Origin of the sequence: Hymenobacter guriensis (genome assembly GCF_015773195.1) — a bacterium.
GTDB lineage: Bacteria > Bacteroidota > Bacteroidia > Cytophagales > Hymenobacteraceae > Hymenobacter > Hymenobacter guriensis.
Window position 1 is genome coordinate 1 of the sequence record NZ_JADWYK010000015.1, and the last position, 14,952, is coordinate 14,952.

The following is a 14,952-nucleotide window of genomic DNA, read 5'->3' on the forward strand; positions in this document are numbered from 1 at the left end:
GCGATGCGCGCCCATTGCGCGTCCGTCAGCATAAAGTCCATCCTCCAAAATAATACCTACTGTTAACACTTCCTAGTTGTCGGTTGATAGTTGCTTGTTTCTAGTTGTCTGAACCACTCAGTAACCGACAACTAGAAACAAGCAACCAGAAACGAGCAACTCATTTGAATAAGACCACTGAATACATGGAACAAGATATCCTCACCGCCAGCCCTGTAGTGCAGCTGGCCAACGTAGAGCGCGCCGCCCGCACCCTGGATGGCGTCATCTATAAAACCCTGCTGCAGCACAATCTGGGCCTTTCCGATGCCTACGGGGCCCAGGTGTACCTCAAGCGCGAAGACCTGCAGGTGGTGCGCTCCTACAAAATCCGGGGGGCCTACAACAAGATAGCCGGGCTGAGCCGGGAGCAGGTAACGCGGGACGTAGTGTGTGCCTCGGCCGGCAACCATGCCCAGGGCGTAGCCTACGCCTGCCAGCTGCTTGGGATTCGCGGCCACATTTTCATGCCAGCCCAAACCCCGGCTCAGAAGGTGAACAAAGTGCGCCTGTTCGGCAAAGACCAAGTGGAAGTGGTACTGGTAGGCGCCACCTTCGACGACACCTATCAAGCCGCTAAGAACTTCTGCGACCAGCGTGGCAGCACCTTCGTGCACCCGTTCGACGACCTCGCCATAGTAGAAGGCCAAGCCACGGTGGGCCTGGAAATCCTGCGCGACGCGCCCGCCCAAATCGACTTTCTGTTTATGCCCATCGGCGGCGGCGGGCTGGCCTCGGGGGTGAGCAGCGTGTTTCGGCAGCTGAGCCCGCGCACTCGCCTGATTGGGGTACAGCCACTGGGCGCGCCTTCCATGCAGCAGGCCATTGCCAACGGACAGCGTCAGGCCTTGGAATCTATTGAAAGCTTCGTGGATGGCGCGGCCGTGAAGTGCCCCGGCGAGCTGACGTTTCAACTGTGCCAGGAGCTGCTGGATGAGGTGGCCCTGGTACCCGAGGGTCAGGTGTGCGAGGACCTGCTGAAGATGTACAACGAGGAAGGCATTGTGCTGGAGCCGGCGGGCACGCTCAGCGTTTCGGCCCTGCACCAGTACGCCGAGCAGATTCGGGGCAAAACCGTGGTGTGCGTGCTCAGCGGCTCCAACAACGACATCACCCGGATGGAGGAAATCAAGGAGCGGGCTATGCGCCACCAGGGCCGCAAGCACTACTTCCTGGTCACCTTCAACCAGAAGCCTGGGGCTTTGCGCCGCTTCGTGAACCACGTGCTGCAGGAGGGCGACGACATCATCCAGTTTCAGTACATCAAGAAAAACAACAAGGAAAAAGGCCCCGTCTTTATCGGCCTGGAAGTGCAGAACCCTCACGATGTGGCGGGCATTCAGCAGCGCATGGCCGCTGAGGGCTTCGGCTACGAGTACCTGAACGGTAAGCAGGACTTCCTGAGTTTGCTGGTGTAAAGCGCTGAGAAACGGGGTTGCACCCCGACCCTGCACCGCTGAAGCTATGCCTGGCCGCAGGCATAGCCTCCATCACAACCTTGGGATTATCCTATGCCTTATCCTGCATTCTATGCTTTCCTTATGAGCTAGCAGGAAGTTATAGTCGATTTACACTGGGTTAGGCATTGTAGCTGTATTATTTTCTGTCTCCTGTATTTCAGCTTCTTATAAATTAAACCTCAACTTTTAGAAATAGTAGGCTTGCCGAAGAAGGGTTTCCGAAGGCCTGGCCTAGGAGCGTACTTGGTGCTTTGCGGCTGAAAGACCCCTGTGCCATGGCTACTCAGAAAATCCACATCTTCGATACCACCCTGCGCGACGGGGAGCAAGTGCCGGGCTGCAAGCTCAACCGGGACGAGAAACTGCTCATTGCCCGGCAGCTGGAGCTACTCGGCGTCGACGTGATTGAGGCGGGCTTTCCGGTTTCCAGTCCCGGCGACTTTGCCGCCGTGGCCGCCATTGCGGCCCAAACGCGCTACGCTACCGTCTGCGGCCTCTCGCGGGCCGTGGAACACGACATCGTGACGGCGGCGGAAGCCCTGAAATCGGCTAAATACCCGCGCATTCATACCGGCATCGGCACTTCCGAGTCCCACATCAAGTTCAAGCTCTGCACCACGCCCGACAAGATTATTGAGCGGGCGGTAGCTGCCGTGAAGCTGGCCAAGAGCTTTGTGGAAGACGTGGAATTTTACGCCGAAGATGCTGGCCGCACCGACAACGAGTTCCTGGCCCGCGTGTGCGAAGCTGTCATTCGGGCCGGCGCCACCGTACTCAACATTCCTGATACCACCGGCTACTGCCTGCCCAGCGAGTACGGCGCCAAGATTAAGTACTTGGCCGACCACGTGCGGGGCATTGAGCACGTGCGCCTTTCTACCCACTGCCACAACGATTTGGGCATGGCCACGGCCAACTCCATTTCTGGCGTGCTCAACGGGGCCCAGCAGGTGGAGTGCACCATCAACGGGGTGGGCGAGCGGGCCGGCAACACGGCGTTGGAAGAAGCGGTGATGGTGCTCCGCCAGCACCCCTACCTCAACTTCGAAACCGGCATCAACACCAAGCTGCTCGCCGAAACCTCAGCTATGGTCTCGCACCTCATGAGCATGCCCGTGCAGCCCAACAAGGCTATTGTGGGCGCCAATGCGTTTTCGCACTCCAGTGGCATTCACCAGGATGGCGTCATTAAACACCGCGAAACCTACGAAATCATCGACCCGCGCGAGGTGGGCATGCCCGACTCGGCCATTGTGCTCACCGCCCGCTCCGGCCGCGCGGCCCTCGCCTACCGCCTCCAGAAAATCGGCTACGACTTCGACCGCACGGCCCTCAACAAAGCCTACGCCTCGTTTGTGGCCCTCGCCGACCGCCAGAAGGAAGTCGTGGACGAGGATTTGCACGTGATGGTCGAGCAGGAAAACCTCGTTACCGTCGGCTAACCCAACGCTGGACCGTCATGCCAACACACCCGGGCACGACGGTTTTCTATTTTACGCTGAGCCCGAACTACGGGAACCCCAAGTTCCTGTCACCCCACCCTTCTCATGGCTAAGACCTTATTCGATAAAATCTGGGACGCCCACGTGGTGCGCGAAGTAGCCGGTGGCCTCACCGTGTTCTACATCGACCGGCACCTGATTCATGAAGTCACCAGCCCGCAGGCGTTTGACGAGCTGACGGCCCGCGGCCTCACGCTGCGCCGCCCCGGCCAGATTGTCGCCACTGCCGACCACAACGTCCCCACGCGCCACCAGGATCAGCCCATTCAGGACCCGCTGTCCCGCTCCCAGGTGGATAAGCTCACCGAGAATTGCGCCAAATTTGGCGTGGAGCTCTACGGCCTTGGTCACCAGTACCAAGGCATTGTGCACGTCATCGGGCCGGAGCTGGGCATCACCCAGCCGGGCCTGACAATGGTGTGCGGCGACTCGCATACCTCCACGCACGGGGCCTTTGGCACCATTGCCTTCGGCATCGGCACCAGCCAGGTAACACAGGTAATGGCCTCGCAATGCCTGCTGCTCGACAAGCCCAAGCGCATGCGCATCACCCTGGACGGGGAGCTGCGCCCCGGGGTATCAGCCAAGGATCTGATTCTGCACGTTATTTCCCAGTTGGGCACGGGCGGGGCCACGGGCTACTTTGTGGAGTACGCTGGCAGCGCCATCCGCGCCCTGAGCATGGAAGGCCGCATGACGGTGTGTAACATGAGTATTGAAATGGGTGCCCGCGGTGGCCTCATTGCCCCCGATGCCACTACCTTCAGCTACCTCGAAGGCCGCCGCTTTGCGCCCCAGGGCGAGAACTGGGACCGGGCCATGGCCTACTGGCAGACGCTCTATTCCGACGAAGACGCGCAGTTCGACGCCGAGCTGCGGTTCGACGCCGCGGCCATTCAGCCGATGATAACCTACGGCACGAACCCCGGCATGGGCATTCCGCTTAGCGCCAGCATTCCGGTGCTGGCCGACGCGGGCGAAGCCGCCAGCTTCGATAAGTCGTTGCGCTACATGGGCTTTCAGGCAGGCGAGTCGCTGCTGGGTAAGGAAATCAACTACGTATTCATCGGCAGCTGCACCAACTCCCGCATCGAGGATTTGCGCACGGTGGCGGCTTACGTGAAGGGCAAGCGCAAAGCGGCCCATGTGGAGGCCATCATCGTGCCCGGCTCCAAGCAGGTAGAGCTGCAGGCCATAGCCGAAGGAATTGACCAGGTGCTGGCCGACGCAGGCTTTGAGCTGCGTGAGCCGGGCTGCAGCGCCTGCCTGGCCATGAACGACGACAAGATTCCAGCCGGCGCCTACTGCGTGTCGACCTCCAACCGCAACTTCGAAGGCCGTCAAGGGCCCGGGGCCCGCACCCTGCTAGCCTCCCCGCTGGTGGCCGCCATTACGGCCGTGGAAGGCCGCCTGGTTGACATCACGCAGTACCTGAACTAACCCACCGCCCACCCCATGGAAAAGTTTCAAACCCTGCGCTCTGGTGTGGTGCCGCTGCCCATCGAAAACGTGGACACCGACCAGATTATCCCGGCCCGCTTCCTGAAGGCGACGACCCGGGAAGGCTTCGGGGCCAACCTGTTTGCCGACTGGCGCTACGCCGCCGACGGCCAGCCGAAAGCCGATTTTATCCTGAACGACTCACGCTATCAGGGCCACCAGATTCTGCTGGCCGGCAAAAACTTCGGGTGCGGCTCCAGCCGGGAGCACGCCGCCTGGGCCCTGTACGACGCCGGTTTTCGGGTGGTCATCAGCAGCTACTTCGCCGATATTTTCCGGGGCAATGCCCTGAACACGGGGCTGCTGCCCCTGCAGGTTTCGGATGAGGTACTGCAGGCCCTGTTTGCCGCCGTGACTGCCGACCCGCAGCTGCCGCTGACGGTGGATTTGGGGGCGCAAACTCTCACGGTGCCCGGTCGGGCCGAAGCCATTCACTTCGACCTAGACGCCTACAAGAAAGAGTGCCTGCTCAACGGGTACGACGACATTGATTTTCTCATTAGCCAGGAGGCGGCCATTACGGCCTACGAACAACAACGGTCATGGATAGCGTAAGCAAACGAATTGTGGTGTTGCCCGGCGACGGAATCGGGCCGGAAGTGTGTAGCGAGGCGGTGCGCGTGCTGAAGGCCGTGGGCGACCGGTTCAGCCACGAGTTTCACTTCGACTACCAGCTGATGGGCGCCTGCGCCATTGACGCCGTGGGCACGCCGCTGCCCGACGTTACCCTGGAAGCCTGCCGCCGCGCCGACGCCGTGCTGCTTGGCGCCATCGGCGACCCGAAATACGACAACGACCCCACCGCCAAAGTGCGCCCCGAGCAAGGGCTGCTGGGCTTGCGCAAGTCGCTGGGGCTCTACGCCAACATCCGGCCCATCACGGCCTACGACCAGTTGCTGGAGCACTCTCCGCTGAAAGCTGAGCGAATTCAGGGCACCGACATTCTGATATTCCGGGAGCTGACTGGCGGTATCTACTTCGGGGAGAAAGGCCGCAGCGAGGACCGCGCCAGCGCCTACGACCATTGCACCTACCACCGCGACGAGATTCTGCGCATTGCGCACCTGGCCTTCAAGGCTGCCGAAACGCGCCGCCACAAGCTCACGCTGGTCGACAAAGCCAACGTGCTGGAAACCTCCCGCCTCTGGCGCGAAACGGTGCAGAGCATTGCGCCTGAGTACCCGAGCGTGGCTCTGGATTACCTGTTCGTGGACAACGCGGCCATGCAGATCATTCTGAACCCGCGCCAGTTCGACGTGATGCTGACGGAAAACATGTTCGGCGACATCATTTCCGACGAGGCTTCCGTCATTGCCGGCTCCCTGGGCTTGCTGCCCTCTGCTTCCATCGGCGACGACTCGGCTCTGTTCGAGCCCATTCACGGCTCCTACCCGCAGGCCAAGGGCAAGGGCATAGCCAACCCTATTGCCACCATTCTCTCGGCGGCCATGCTGCTGGATCATTTCAACCTGCCGGAAGAGGCTGACTGCGTGCGCGACGCCGTGCAGCACGCCCTCGACGAAGGCGTGGTGACACCCGAGCTGAACCCGGCCGTGGTACACACCACCGAGCAGGTGGGCAGCTTCATTGCCTACGCCGTGCTGGACATTGCCGACTGCGAGCTGCACCGCAACAACATCCGGCTCGGCATGAGCACCATTATCTAAGTGGTGAAATTGTGAAGTCGTGAGGTAGTGAGTTGATGTTCCGCTGGCGCAGTTTGCGCAAGTTGCGCAGTTCGAACATCAAATTCACCACTTCACAAATTCACCACTTAAAAAGTACCTCAGGGGTGGGGTTAAAGCCCGAGTATCTGGTCGCCGGACCGGATGCTTGGGCTTTTTAACGTTCAGGATACTGCAGTCGGCCCCGGTGGCTTTGTCGGTTCACCGGGCGCGGCCGACGGTTCACCCGGTTTGGCCTCGGACAGCGCAGACAACGTGCGGAAGTTTGGAGCATCGAAACCGACTTCTCAACCCTCACGCTTCGTCTTATGAAAACGCTTCGCCCCAACTTCGCCTTCCTGCTTCGCGGCCTCTGCAGCCTGCTGCTTACGCTCGTACTCCTGCAAAATGCCACTGCTGGTAGCCTTACGAATGGCACGCCGGCATTTCAGACCTCGGATGGGGTGAAGCTCTTTGTGAAAGTAGCCGGCCAGGGGATGCCCTGCCTGTTTGTGCATGGGGGGCCAGGCGCGGGCAGCCAGGCGGTGGAAGTACTGGCCGGCGCTCCGCTAGAAAAGCAGCTGCAGATGATTTACCTCGACCAGCGCGGCAGTGGCCGCTCAGCCAGCGACCCACATAAAAACTACTCCCTGGAGCGCCAGGTACAGGACATAGAAGAATTGCGCCAGCAACTAAAGCTGGAAAAATGGACGCTAATGGCCCACTCCTTCGGCGGTATTCTGGCCACGGCCTACGCGCAGAAATATCCCAGCCGCGTGCACAGCCTGATTCTGGTCAACAGCATTCTGAACCTGCCAGCTTCGATGGAAAGCACCACAGCGTATGGCTACACCTTATTGCCCGCCGCTACCCGTCCGCCGCTGGATGCCGCCGCGTCCCTGCCCCAGCGCTACTTCATGGTGACGGGCCTGCTCCAGCGCCAGGGCCTCTACAACCAGCTTCAATACGCTTCCGACTCCTCGGCCGCCCGGGTAAGCCGCACGATGAAAGGCCAGCCCGCCAACCACGACTTTGCCGCCAACATGTTCCAGAACCCCGGCAGCTACCTGCTGGACTACACGCCAGCCACGGCCAACCTGACGATGCCCGTACTGGTGCTCACTGGCCAGCAGGACTACGTAACCGGCCCCGAGCACTACAAGAGCTTCCGTTTCCCCCAGCAGCAGGCCGTGGTACTGCCCGGCAAGCACGTGCCCTTCCTCGACAACCCGCAGGAGTTCAACCAGGCCGTGCAGCGCTTTGTGACCAAGCTACCCCGCAAGAGCTAAATCGAGGGCTGCGAATTTTTACATTGAACGTCATGCTGAGCTTGTCGAAGCATCTCTACCGCTGGCTAACTCAATCGTGAGAGCGAAGCGGTAGAGATGCTTCGACAAGCTCAGCATGACGTTCTAGAAATCATTTTCATCAGCCTATCAAAATAGTTCCGCCATCTGTTGGCGGCGCGAAAAAGCTACTTTTACCTTCCATGAACGACCGAAAGTTTTTGCTCTGGGGCATCCCCATTCTAGCGCTGCTGGTGCTCATTCCCCGGGGCGTGCTGCACATTCGGTCGGTGCCGGTTTTTTTCCTGAACTGGGGCATTTCGCTGCTGTTTACCTGCGCCTTTTGGTTTACGGGCCGAGCCTTGTGGCGGGCCTTGTTTCGGCGCTTTCCGCGGGTAGACCAAACCCGCAAGCGGCTCTGGCGGCTGGCCGTCATTAATACGGCAATTGCGGCGGCCGTCACGTTCATCCTCGACAGTGTGGCGGCCTGGGCCCAGGGTGGGCACTTGGATAGTGCCTCGTTCTGGCGGGAGTTCGGGCTGAACATGGTGCCTACCGTGGTTATTCAGTTGATTTACGAGAGCATGAACTTCTTTCAGCAGTGGGAAGAGAACGTGCGCCGGGCCGAGCAGCTCCAGAGTGCGGGCGTGCAAAGTCAGCTCGAAGCCCTGCAAAGCCAGCTAGACCCGCACTTTCTGTTCAATTCGCTCAATACCTTGTCGGCCCTCATCGAGCCCGAAAACGAGCCGGCCCAGGACTTTGTGGAGCAGCTTTCCGACGTGTACCGCTACGTGCTGCTGGCCCGCGACCGGCCCACGGTACCGCTTAGTGAGGAGCTCGTCTTCGTAGATACCTACCTGGCTTTGCACAAGGCCCGCTTCCGCGACAACCTGCAGGTGACGATAGACGTGCCCTCCGCCGCACTGACGCGGTACGTGGCCCCGTTGAGCGTGCAGCTGCTGGTGGAAAACGCGCTGAAGCACAACGTGGCTTCGCGGGAGTTTCCGCTGCAGCTGCGCCTCACGGCCGACCCCATAGCGGGCAACTTTACCGTCGAGAATACCTTGCGCCCCCGTACCTCCGGCTTGGCGCCCGGCACCGGCACGGGCCTGCGCAACGTGCGCCACCGCTACGAGCTGCTCCACGCTCCGCACCCGGTGGAAATAACCGCGGAGGCCGCTACTTTTCGGGTGCGGCTGCCGCTGCTGAAGTAGCCGCTCCCTTCCCGTTTATCAGTATTTTATCCTCCGTCTTATGACCGTTTTGCTGCTCGAAGATGAGTACCCGGCCGCCGAGCGGCTACAGCGCCTGCTGCGCCAGGCCGCGCCCGAGGCCCAGGTGGCCGCCGTGCTCGACAGCGTATCCGGCGCCGTGCAGTGGCTGGAAATCAACCCCGCTCCCGACCTCATTCTCTCCGACATTCAACTGGCCGACGGGCTGAGCCTGGAAATCTTCGACCAGCTGCTGGTGCGCAGCCCGGTCATTTTCACCACGGCCTACGACGCTTATGCTATCCGCGCTTTCAAAGCCAACAGTGTAGATTACCTGCTGAAACCAGTGAAGCTAACTGAGCTGACGGCCGCCCTCACCAAGCTGCGCGACTGGCGTCTGGCCCTCGGTGAATCAGCCGGCGCCGAACCGCAACCCGAAGACACTTCCGCGCACCGCCTGGAGCGCCTAGCTGATGCTTTACCTCGGCCCGACCGGCAGTTTAAAACGCGTTTTCTGGTGCGGAGCGGGGAGCAGCTGCTGCCGCTGCCGGCAGCCCAGGTAGCTTGGTTTCAGAGCCGGCACGAAACCACCACGCTCACTGCCACCGATGGCCGGCGCTTCGTGGTGGATTACACCTTGGAGCAGCTGGAAAGCCTGCTCGACCCCAGCCAGTTCTTTCGCCTTAATCGGCAGTTCATTGCCCAGCTGCCGGCCGTGCAGCGCCTGCACCCGCACTTCAACGGCAAGCTGCTGCTGGACCTGCAGCCCGCTCCCAGCGACGAAGTACTGGTAAGCCGGGAAAAAGCGGCAGCGGTGAAAAGCTGGCTGGAAGGCTGATTTTGTAATGTGCTGATGTGGGCATGTGCGGAATACAGACAATGGCGCTGACGAAGCTTGAAAGGACGTGTCTTGCTGAGCTTGTCGAAGCATCTCTACCGCTTCGTTGAATAACCACCGCAACAAAGCGGTAGAGATGCTTCGGCTCCGCTCAGCATGACGTTCAAGGATACAGTCATGACTTGCCAGACACTTTCATCAGCACATTCCTCGCATCAGCGAAGCGCAGCACATTATCTGTCCAGCCAGGCCTTGAAAGCCGACACTTTCTCCCGGCTCACCAGCACGGTATCATTATCGGGGGCGGCAGGCTTGAGGATGGTTTGCAGGCGGGAGTTGGTGTAGTGAATGATGTCGTGGATGGCCTCGGCGTGGGCGAGGTAGGCGCGATTGAGACGGAAGAACACCGTGGGGTCGAGCATGCCTTCCAGCTGCTCCAGGGTGTAATCCACCACGAAGCGCCGGCCTTCCCGGGTGTGCAGCAACGTCACTTTTTCCAGACTCGCGAAATAGGCAATCTGCTCCACGGGAATAGCCTTCAGGTGCTCCCCTACCCGCACCACAAAGCGCGACTTGTACTCCTTGGCGGGCTGGGCCTGGCGCAGCACCTGGGCCAGCAGCGCGGCATCGAAGGTGGGGGCGGCGGCCTCGCGCTGGCGGCGGAGCTTGTCCAGGGCCGCCGTCAGCTCCTCCGGGTCGATGGGCTTGAGCAGGTAGTCCACGCTATTCACTTTGAAGGCGCGCAGAGCGTACTTATCGTAGGCCGTGGTGAAGATAACCGGGCTCTGAATATCGAGCCGCTCAAACAGCTCGAAGCTCAACCCATCGGCCAGGTGAATATCCAGAAACAGCACGTCGGGAGCCAGGCGCAGGGCGCGCAGCAGGGCCTCGGCCTCCGCCACCGACTCGGCCGTGCCCACCACTTCCACTGGCTGGGGCTGCTTGCGCAAGAGCTCGGTCAGGCGGCGGGCGGCCAGGGGTTCGTCTTCAATAATCAGGGCGCGCACGGGAGTAATCATAAGCGAAAGTAACGCGACAGGTGGATTCCGGCCGGAAAAACTACTGCAGCTCCAGCAGCGGCAGCGTCGCGCTGAACTCGGTTTCGGTCTGGACTACCTGCACGGGCAGCTTGGTGAGAAAAGCGTAGCGGGCTCCCAAATTCTGCAGCCCCAGGCCCGTGGACTCGCCCTCCGGGAGGCGGCGCGGGCGGCGCTGGTTGCGCACCGTGAGCGTGCGGGCCGCCTCGTCCAGCGTTACCTGAATTTGCAGCGGGTCGCGCTGAGAGGTGGCGTTGTGCTTGAGGGCATTTTCCAGCAACAGCTGCACGGCCAGCGGGGGCACCAGCAGGGTTTCCAGCGCAGCGGCGGGTGGCAAGTCCATCTGCACCTGCACGCCCTCGCCCAGACGGGTGCGCTGCAGAAACAGATAGGCCTCTACGAAGCGTATTTCCTCGGCCAGCGGCACCACCTCCTGCTCCTGGGCATCGAGCACGTAGCGGTACACCTGGCTGAGCTGACGGATAAAGCGCGTGGCCCGGACCGGGTCGTTTTCTTCCACTAAGGAAGTCAGCGCGTTCAGGGAGTTGAACAGGAAGTGCGGGTCGAGCTGGCGGCGCAGGGAGTCGGCCTGGGCCTGGGCATTTTCTTTTTCCAGACGCTCGGCCCGCACCGAGGTTTCGCGCCATTCCAGCAGAAACGAGCGGCTGTGCAGAAACAGGGAAATAACCACCGTAATCAGCAAGGGGAGCAGAAACTGCTTCCATACCCGTGGCTCCAGCAGCAAGCTCAGGGACTCGTGCCAGAACAACACCAAGGAGCCCGCCGTGATAAGCATAATCACCGCCAAGGAGGCCAGGATAGAGAAAATCACCGACACCAGAAACCGCCGCATGGGCTGCGCCCGCCAATCTACCTGCCGGTTCAGCCACTGTTGCGGGTAGCTGTTCACCAGCCACAGCCCCACCGTGTAGCACCACGAATGCGCAAAGTTTATCCAGGCTTTATGCGAGTCCCGCAGGCACTCGGCGCAGGTGCCGTAGGTTACCAGCAGGGCCAGCAGCGTGGTAATAAGCAGGGTGCGCCAGAGCGGCAGGTCGCGGTTCAGGTAGCGGCGGCCCAGGGCCACGTTGTCGGGGTGCACGGCGGGCGGGGTCCCGGCAGAAGTCACATTCATGGCTGGCAAGGTAAGCAGCGGCAGGAAATGAAGCCAACCACCGGCAGGTGTTGGTGGCTGGCGGGCAGTAAGGCGGTTCAATTACTTGGCCGCGGCCTGAACCGGGGCCGACGCGTACGAAGCCAGCCGGGCTTTCAGCTGCCGCTCTCCCCAGTTGGGCGCCAGGGCCGAAGCAGGCTTGAACACGGCGAAGCGGGCGTTGGCTTCGTCGTAGAGCAGCTTGGCGGCGCCGGCCCCACCCCCAAACATTTCAGGCGTATGGTACACGTTGTTGCCCTGCACCAGGTACAGGCGGGGGTTGGCCGGGTTCAGCTTCTTAGCTTTGCTCAGGGCCGCGGCTACCTGGCTACCGTAGGTGGCAAAGCGCGTCATCGGCGACACCATAAGGCGCCCCTGCCCCAGGTAGGCCTCCAGCACCAGCAGCTCCGATTCGTCGCCGCCCAGCTTGCGGGCCTGGGCAAGGGCGGTTTCCGCCTGGTCGAGGTATTTGTCCTTGGCGTCGCCGTCTTCCTTGCTCACAAAGCAGGTGACGACGCGGGCATAGGCCTGGTAGTAGCGTGGCAGCCAGTCCTGGGGCTTCACCGAGGCGGCGCGCTCCAGCTTGGCATCTACCTGCTTGAGCTGGGCTGGGTCGCCGGTGCTCATCAGCTCCTGAATGGTGGCGGCCAGCAGCTGCGAGTAGGCATCGGTGGGCTGGGTAGTGGCCGTCGACGGCGCGGCAGGGGAATTCTGGGCCGAGGCGGCGAAGGAAGCGGCAACGAGGGCGAGGGTGAACAAAGTCTTTTTCATAACTCAGAAGGGCTGAAAAGTGGTTGGGAAGATGTTGTGCGGTTGAGTGATTCAAAGGTGCGGCGCGGCCGGCCCCGCTGAAACTTGCCGTTACCGAAGCGTCGGATTTTCGGGATGAAGCGTCGGGAAGGAAGTTTCTGGTTGCTGGTTTCGAGTTTCTAGTTGCTGTCATCCTGAGCATGTAACTTGATGCGCCACATGCTAAGGATGACAGGATTAAAATCCCCTGCTGAACAGCTGACAACCAGCAACTCGAAACCAGCAACTAGAAACCCCTTTAGTCCGGTGCAGTATTCAGGTCTACCGGCTTCTTGTTGATGGAGATAAACAGACCGACGAACAGCATGCGCGGGGCCGAGGGCGTGACGGCCGTGCGCGCGTAGGTGCCGTCGGGGCTGGCCTGGGTGGCGTAGCGGTAGCCGTACACATTGTCACGGCCCAGCACATTGCTCATGCTCACGTAGAGAATGGTGAACTGCCCCCGGATGCGGGTGAGGTAGCTGGCGTTGAAGCTCAGGTCCTGGTAGCTGGGCAAGCGGCCCTGGTTGTAGCCTTCCTGCGTGAGGTCTTGGTATCGGCGCGGGCTGCCGTAGCTGGCCGTGAAGCCTACCTGCGTGTGGGCTTTGGCAATCCAATACTTGCTCACCACGCTCAGGTTGTGGCGCGCAGCAAAAGTGGGCACGGCCAGCCTGGGGTCCTGCCGAGCCTGGCGACGCGTGTCGAGCAAGCCGTAGCTCACCCAGTAATCGGTGTTTTTGAGGGTTTTCCGGTCGCGCCAGTACAGGTCGAGGCCGCGGGCGTAGCCGGTACCGGCGCTGCGGTAGGAGGCTGGGTTATTGGGCTGCGCCGCGTCGAATACGGTGAGATGCTGATAGGCCTTATCGTAGGCTTCGAGGCGCAGGGTGCGGTTGTCGCGGGCATACTGGTAGGTGACGAGGGCATGGCGGGCCTGCTCGAAGCGCAGATCCTGGCGCACGCGCAGCAGGTCATTGGCCGGTGTCTGATAAAACAAGCCGTAAGCGCCCGAAACCGAGCTATTCTCGCTGACCTGCCAGGCAAGGGCCAGGCGTGGAGCGGCGTTCCAGCGGCCCAGCAGCGCCGAGTACTCGGCCCGGCCACCCACGCGGGCCCCCAGCCGGTCGACCAGGCTGATATCGGCCTCGGCGAAGGCCGCCCCACGACGCTCCGTGAAGCTGCCGGCCTGCCAAACGGGCGCATCCGAGCTTTCCTGGTAGGTGCGGCGGTACTGCTGTCCCAAGGCCTCAGCGCCCAGCTTCAGACTCCAGTTGGTGCCAGCCGAGTCGTTGGTGAGCACCAGGCGGCCCACCAGGCTTTGTTCGATTTCCCGCAGGTACATGGCATCGGGGCGCACCTGGTTGTCGTCGCGGGTGAGGGCGGCGCCGGTGTTCAGGCTCCAGCCCCGGCTGAGCGGACTGCGGAAGGTGGCGTTGAGGTAACCGTTGCCGTTGCGCAGGGCCACGGTGCGGTCGGCGGTGAAGGCTTCATTAGGCTGCCGCAAAGCCAGCTGCTGCTGCTGCCACACGCCGTACACTTTCAGCATGCCGGCCTCGCCGGTGCGGTGGCGCAAACTCAGCGACGAACCCAGACTTTGCGGGGCTTTCACCCACCCGAAACTTTGCGGCACCAGCCCGTAGTAGGGCTGCAGGTTCATGTAGTCGGCTGTAACGGCTACGGAGGTACGCTCCCAGCGCTGCACCCGGCTCAGGCTCCCCCCCACCGACATCAAACTAACGCCGGTCTGGGATTCGGGGGCCAGGTCAGTCGTGTTCAGCAGCACCACGGCGCTGAGGGCCTGCCCGTATTCGGCCGAGTAGCCCCCGGTGCTGAACACGGTGCCCTTGAACAGGAAGGGTGAAAACCGCCCCCGGGCCGGCACGCTGGGCACCGAGCCGCCGTAGGGGTTCTGCACGGGCAGCCCATCGAGGTAGGTTTTGGTTTCGCCGGCCGCCCCGCCCCGCACGAAGAGCTTGCCCTCGTCGCCGACGCGGGTGGTGCCGGGCAGGGCGTTCAGGGCCCCGGCCACGTCGCCGAGGGCGCCCGCCGTGGTTACAATGTCGAGGGGCTTGAGCACGGCGCTGCGCTTTTCGTCGCTGGCTTCGAAAGAGCCGACCGTGATGACCACACCACCCAACTGATGCCGGTCGGCTTTTAGCTTCAGGGGCAACTGTAGTTCCCCGCCTGCCAGCTGCACGGGCACGGCCTGGGCCACGTAGCCCAGCAAACTCAGCTGCAGCGTTTGGGCACCGGTTTGGGTGGTTTCGAAGCGAAAAGCGCCCACCGAGTCAGTACTGGCCCCATCGAAGGAGCCGCGCAGGAACACGTTTACACCGGGCAGCGCCTGGCCGTGGTCGTCGCGCACGGTGCCGCGCAGGGTGGTGGTTTGGGCCAGCCCAAGCAGCGGGGCGAGCAGAAGCAGAACAAGAATAAAGGGTTTCATAGCCAGCAGTGGTAGCGTGATGGACCAAAAGTG

At 61.7% G+C, this 14,952-nt stretch carries 12 protein-coding genes; 8 read left to right on the plus strand and 4 right to left on the minus strand.

Annotated features, from left to right (window positions below; translation table 11 throughout):
* Positions 1–185: 185 nt before the first annotated feature.
* From ilvA to I5L79_RS18945, 8 genes are all read left to right on the plus strand, one after another.
* Positions 186–1,457, plus strand: coding sequence for a threonine ammonia-lyase IlvA (gene ilvA / locus I5L79_RS18910; RefSeq protein ID WP_196956642.1), 1,272 nt, complete (start codon positions 186–188; stop codon positions 1,455–1,457).
* Between the two features lie 317 nt (positions 1,458–1,774).
* Complete coding sequence (locus I5L79_RS18915) at positions 1,775–2,941, plus strand: 2-isopropylmalate synthase (protein ID WP_196956643.1); 1,167 nt, start codon at positions 1,775–1,777, stop codon at positions 2,939–2,941.
* A 105-nt stretch (positions 2,942–3,046) separates the two neighbouring features.
* The gene (leuC, locus tag I5L79_RS18920; RefSeq protein WP_196956644.1) at positions 3,047–4,441 is read left to right on the plus strand and encodes a 3-isopropylmalate dehydratase large subunit; all 1,395 of its coding nucleotides are present in this window, start codon (positions 3,047–3,049) and stop codon (positions 4,439–4,441) included.
* Between the two features lie 15 nt (positions 4,442–4,456).
* Entirely contained in the window at positions 4,457–5,056 is a 600-nt protein-coding gene (gene leuD / locus I5L79_RS18925; protein WP_196956645.1) for a 3-isopropylmalate dehydratase small subunit, read from the plus strand.
* The gene (leuB, locus tag I5L79_RS18930) at positions 5,044–6,168 is read left to right on the plus strand and encodes a 3-isopropylmalate dehydrogenase (protein WP_196956646.1); all 1,125 of its coding nucleotides are present in this window, start codon (positions 5,044–5,046) and stop codon (positions 6,166–6,168) included. The genes leuD and leuB overlap by 13 nt, the downstream gene beginning before the upstream one ends.
* Positions 6,169–6,494: 326 nt before the next feature.
* Positions 6,495–7,454 carry an alpha/beta fold hydrolase gene (locus I5L79_RS18935; protein ID WP_196956647.1) on the plus strand — a complete coding sequence of 320 codons (960 nt, stop codon included), beginning with the start codon at positions 6,495–6,497 and terminating at the stop codon, positions 7,452–7,454.
* A 200-nt stretch (positions 7,455–7,654) separates the two neighbouring features.
* Positions 7,655–8,665, plus strand: a complete 1,011-nt coding sequence (locus tag I5L79_RS18940; RefSeq protein WP_196956648.1) for a sensor histidine kinase — start codon at positions 7,655–7,657, stop codon at positions 8,663–8,665.
* Positions 8,666–8,705: 40 nt separating this feature from the next.
* A complete protein-coding gene (locus tag I5L79_RS18945) occupies positions 8,706–9,500 on the plus strand; it encodes a LytR/AlgR family response regulator transcription factor (protein ID WP_196956649.1) in 795 nt (264 codons plus the stop codon).
* A gap of 233 nt (positions 9,501–9,733) precedes the next feature.
* On the opposite strand, the gene I5L79_RS18950 is transcribed toward I5L79_RS18945, so the two are convergent.
* The 4 genes from I5L79_RS18950 to I5L79_RS18965 all read right to left on the minus strand — a co-directional run bounded on the left by I5L79_RS18950 (position 9,734) and on the right by I5L79_RS18965 (position 14,919).
* Positions 9,734–10,519, minus strand: coding sequence for a LytR/AlgR family response regulator transcription factor (locus I5L79_RS18950; protein ID WP_231403216.1), 786 nt, complete (start codon positions 10,517–10,519; stop codon positions 9,734–9,736).
* 40 nt (positions 10,520–10,559) lie between these two features.
* Positions 10,560–11,672, minus strand: a complete 1,113-nt coding sequence (locus tag I5L79_RS18955) for a sensor histidine kinase (protein ID WP_196956650.1) — start codon at positions 11,670–11,672, stop codon at positions 10,560–10,562.
* 81 nt (positions 11,673–11,753) lie between these two features.
* Positions 11,754–12,461, minus strand: a complete 708-nt coding sequence (locus I5L79_RS18960; protein ID WP_196956651.1) for a hypothetical protein — start codon at positions 12,459–12,461, stop codon at positions 11,754–11,756.
* A gap of 277 nt (positions 12,462–12,738) precedes the next feature.
* Positions 12,739–14,919 (minus strand): TonB-dependent receptor, encoded by a 2,181-nt coding sequence (locus I5L79_RS18965; protein WP_196956652.1) that lies wholly within the window; start codon positions 14,917–14,919, stop codon positions 12,739–12,741.
* Positions 14,920–14,952 lie beyond the last annotated feature (33 nt).

What these genes read in the sequence shown, in the direction of transcription:
- ilvA (WP_196956642.1), top strand. Translation starts at nt 186, where the DNA reads ATGGAACAAGATATCCTCACCGCCAGCCCTGTAGTGCAGCTGGCCAAC.
- I5L79_RS18915 (WP_196956643.1), top strand. Translation starts at nt 1,775, where the DNA reads ATGGCTACTCAGAAAATCCACATCTTCGATACCACCCTGCGCGACGGG.
- leuC (WP_196956644.1), top strand. Translation starts at nt 3,047, where the DNA reads ATGGCTAAGACCTTATTCGATAAAATCTGGGACGCCCACGTGGTGCGC.
- leuD (WP_196956645.1), top strand. Translation starts at nt 4,457, where the DNA reads ATGGAAAAGTTTCAAACCCTGCGCTCTGGTGTGGTGCCGCTGCCCATC.
- leuB (WP_196956646.1), top strand. Translation starts at nt 5,044, where the DNA reads ATGGATAGCGTAAGCAAACGAATTGTGGTGTTGCCCGGCGACGGAATC.
- I5L79_RS18935 (WP_196956647.1), top strand. Translation starts at nt 6,495, where the DNA reads ATGAAAACGCTTCGCCCCAACTTCGCCTTCCTGCTTCGCGGCCTCTGC.
- I5L79_RS18940 (WP_196956648.1), top strand. Translation starts at nt 7,655, where the DNA reads ATGAACGACCGAAAGTTTTTGCTCTGGGGCATCCCCATTCTAGCGCTG.
- I5L79_RS18945 (WP_196956649.1), top strand. Translation starts at nt 8,706, where the DNA reads ATGACCGTTTTGCTGCTCGAAGATGAGTACCCGGCCGCCGAGCGGCTA.
- I5L79_RS18950 (WP_231403216.1), bottom strand. Translation starts at nt 10,519, where the DNA reads ATGATTACTCCCGTGCGCGCCCTGATTATTGAAGACGAACCCCTGGCC.
- I5L79_RS18955 (WP_196956650.1), bottom strand. Translation starts at nt 11,672, where the DNA reads ATGAATGTGACTTCTGCCGGGACCCCGCCCGCCGTGCACCCCGACAAC.
- I5L79_RS18960 (WP_196956651.1), bottom strand. Translation starts at nt 12,461, where the DNA reads ATGAAAAAGACTTTGTTCACCCTCGCCCTCGTTGCCGCTTCCTTCGCC.
- I5L79_RS18965 (WP_196956652.1), bottom strand. Translation starts at nt 14,919, where the DNA reads ATGAAACCCTTTATTCTTGTTCTGCTTCTGCTCGCCCCGCTGCTTGGG.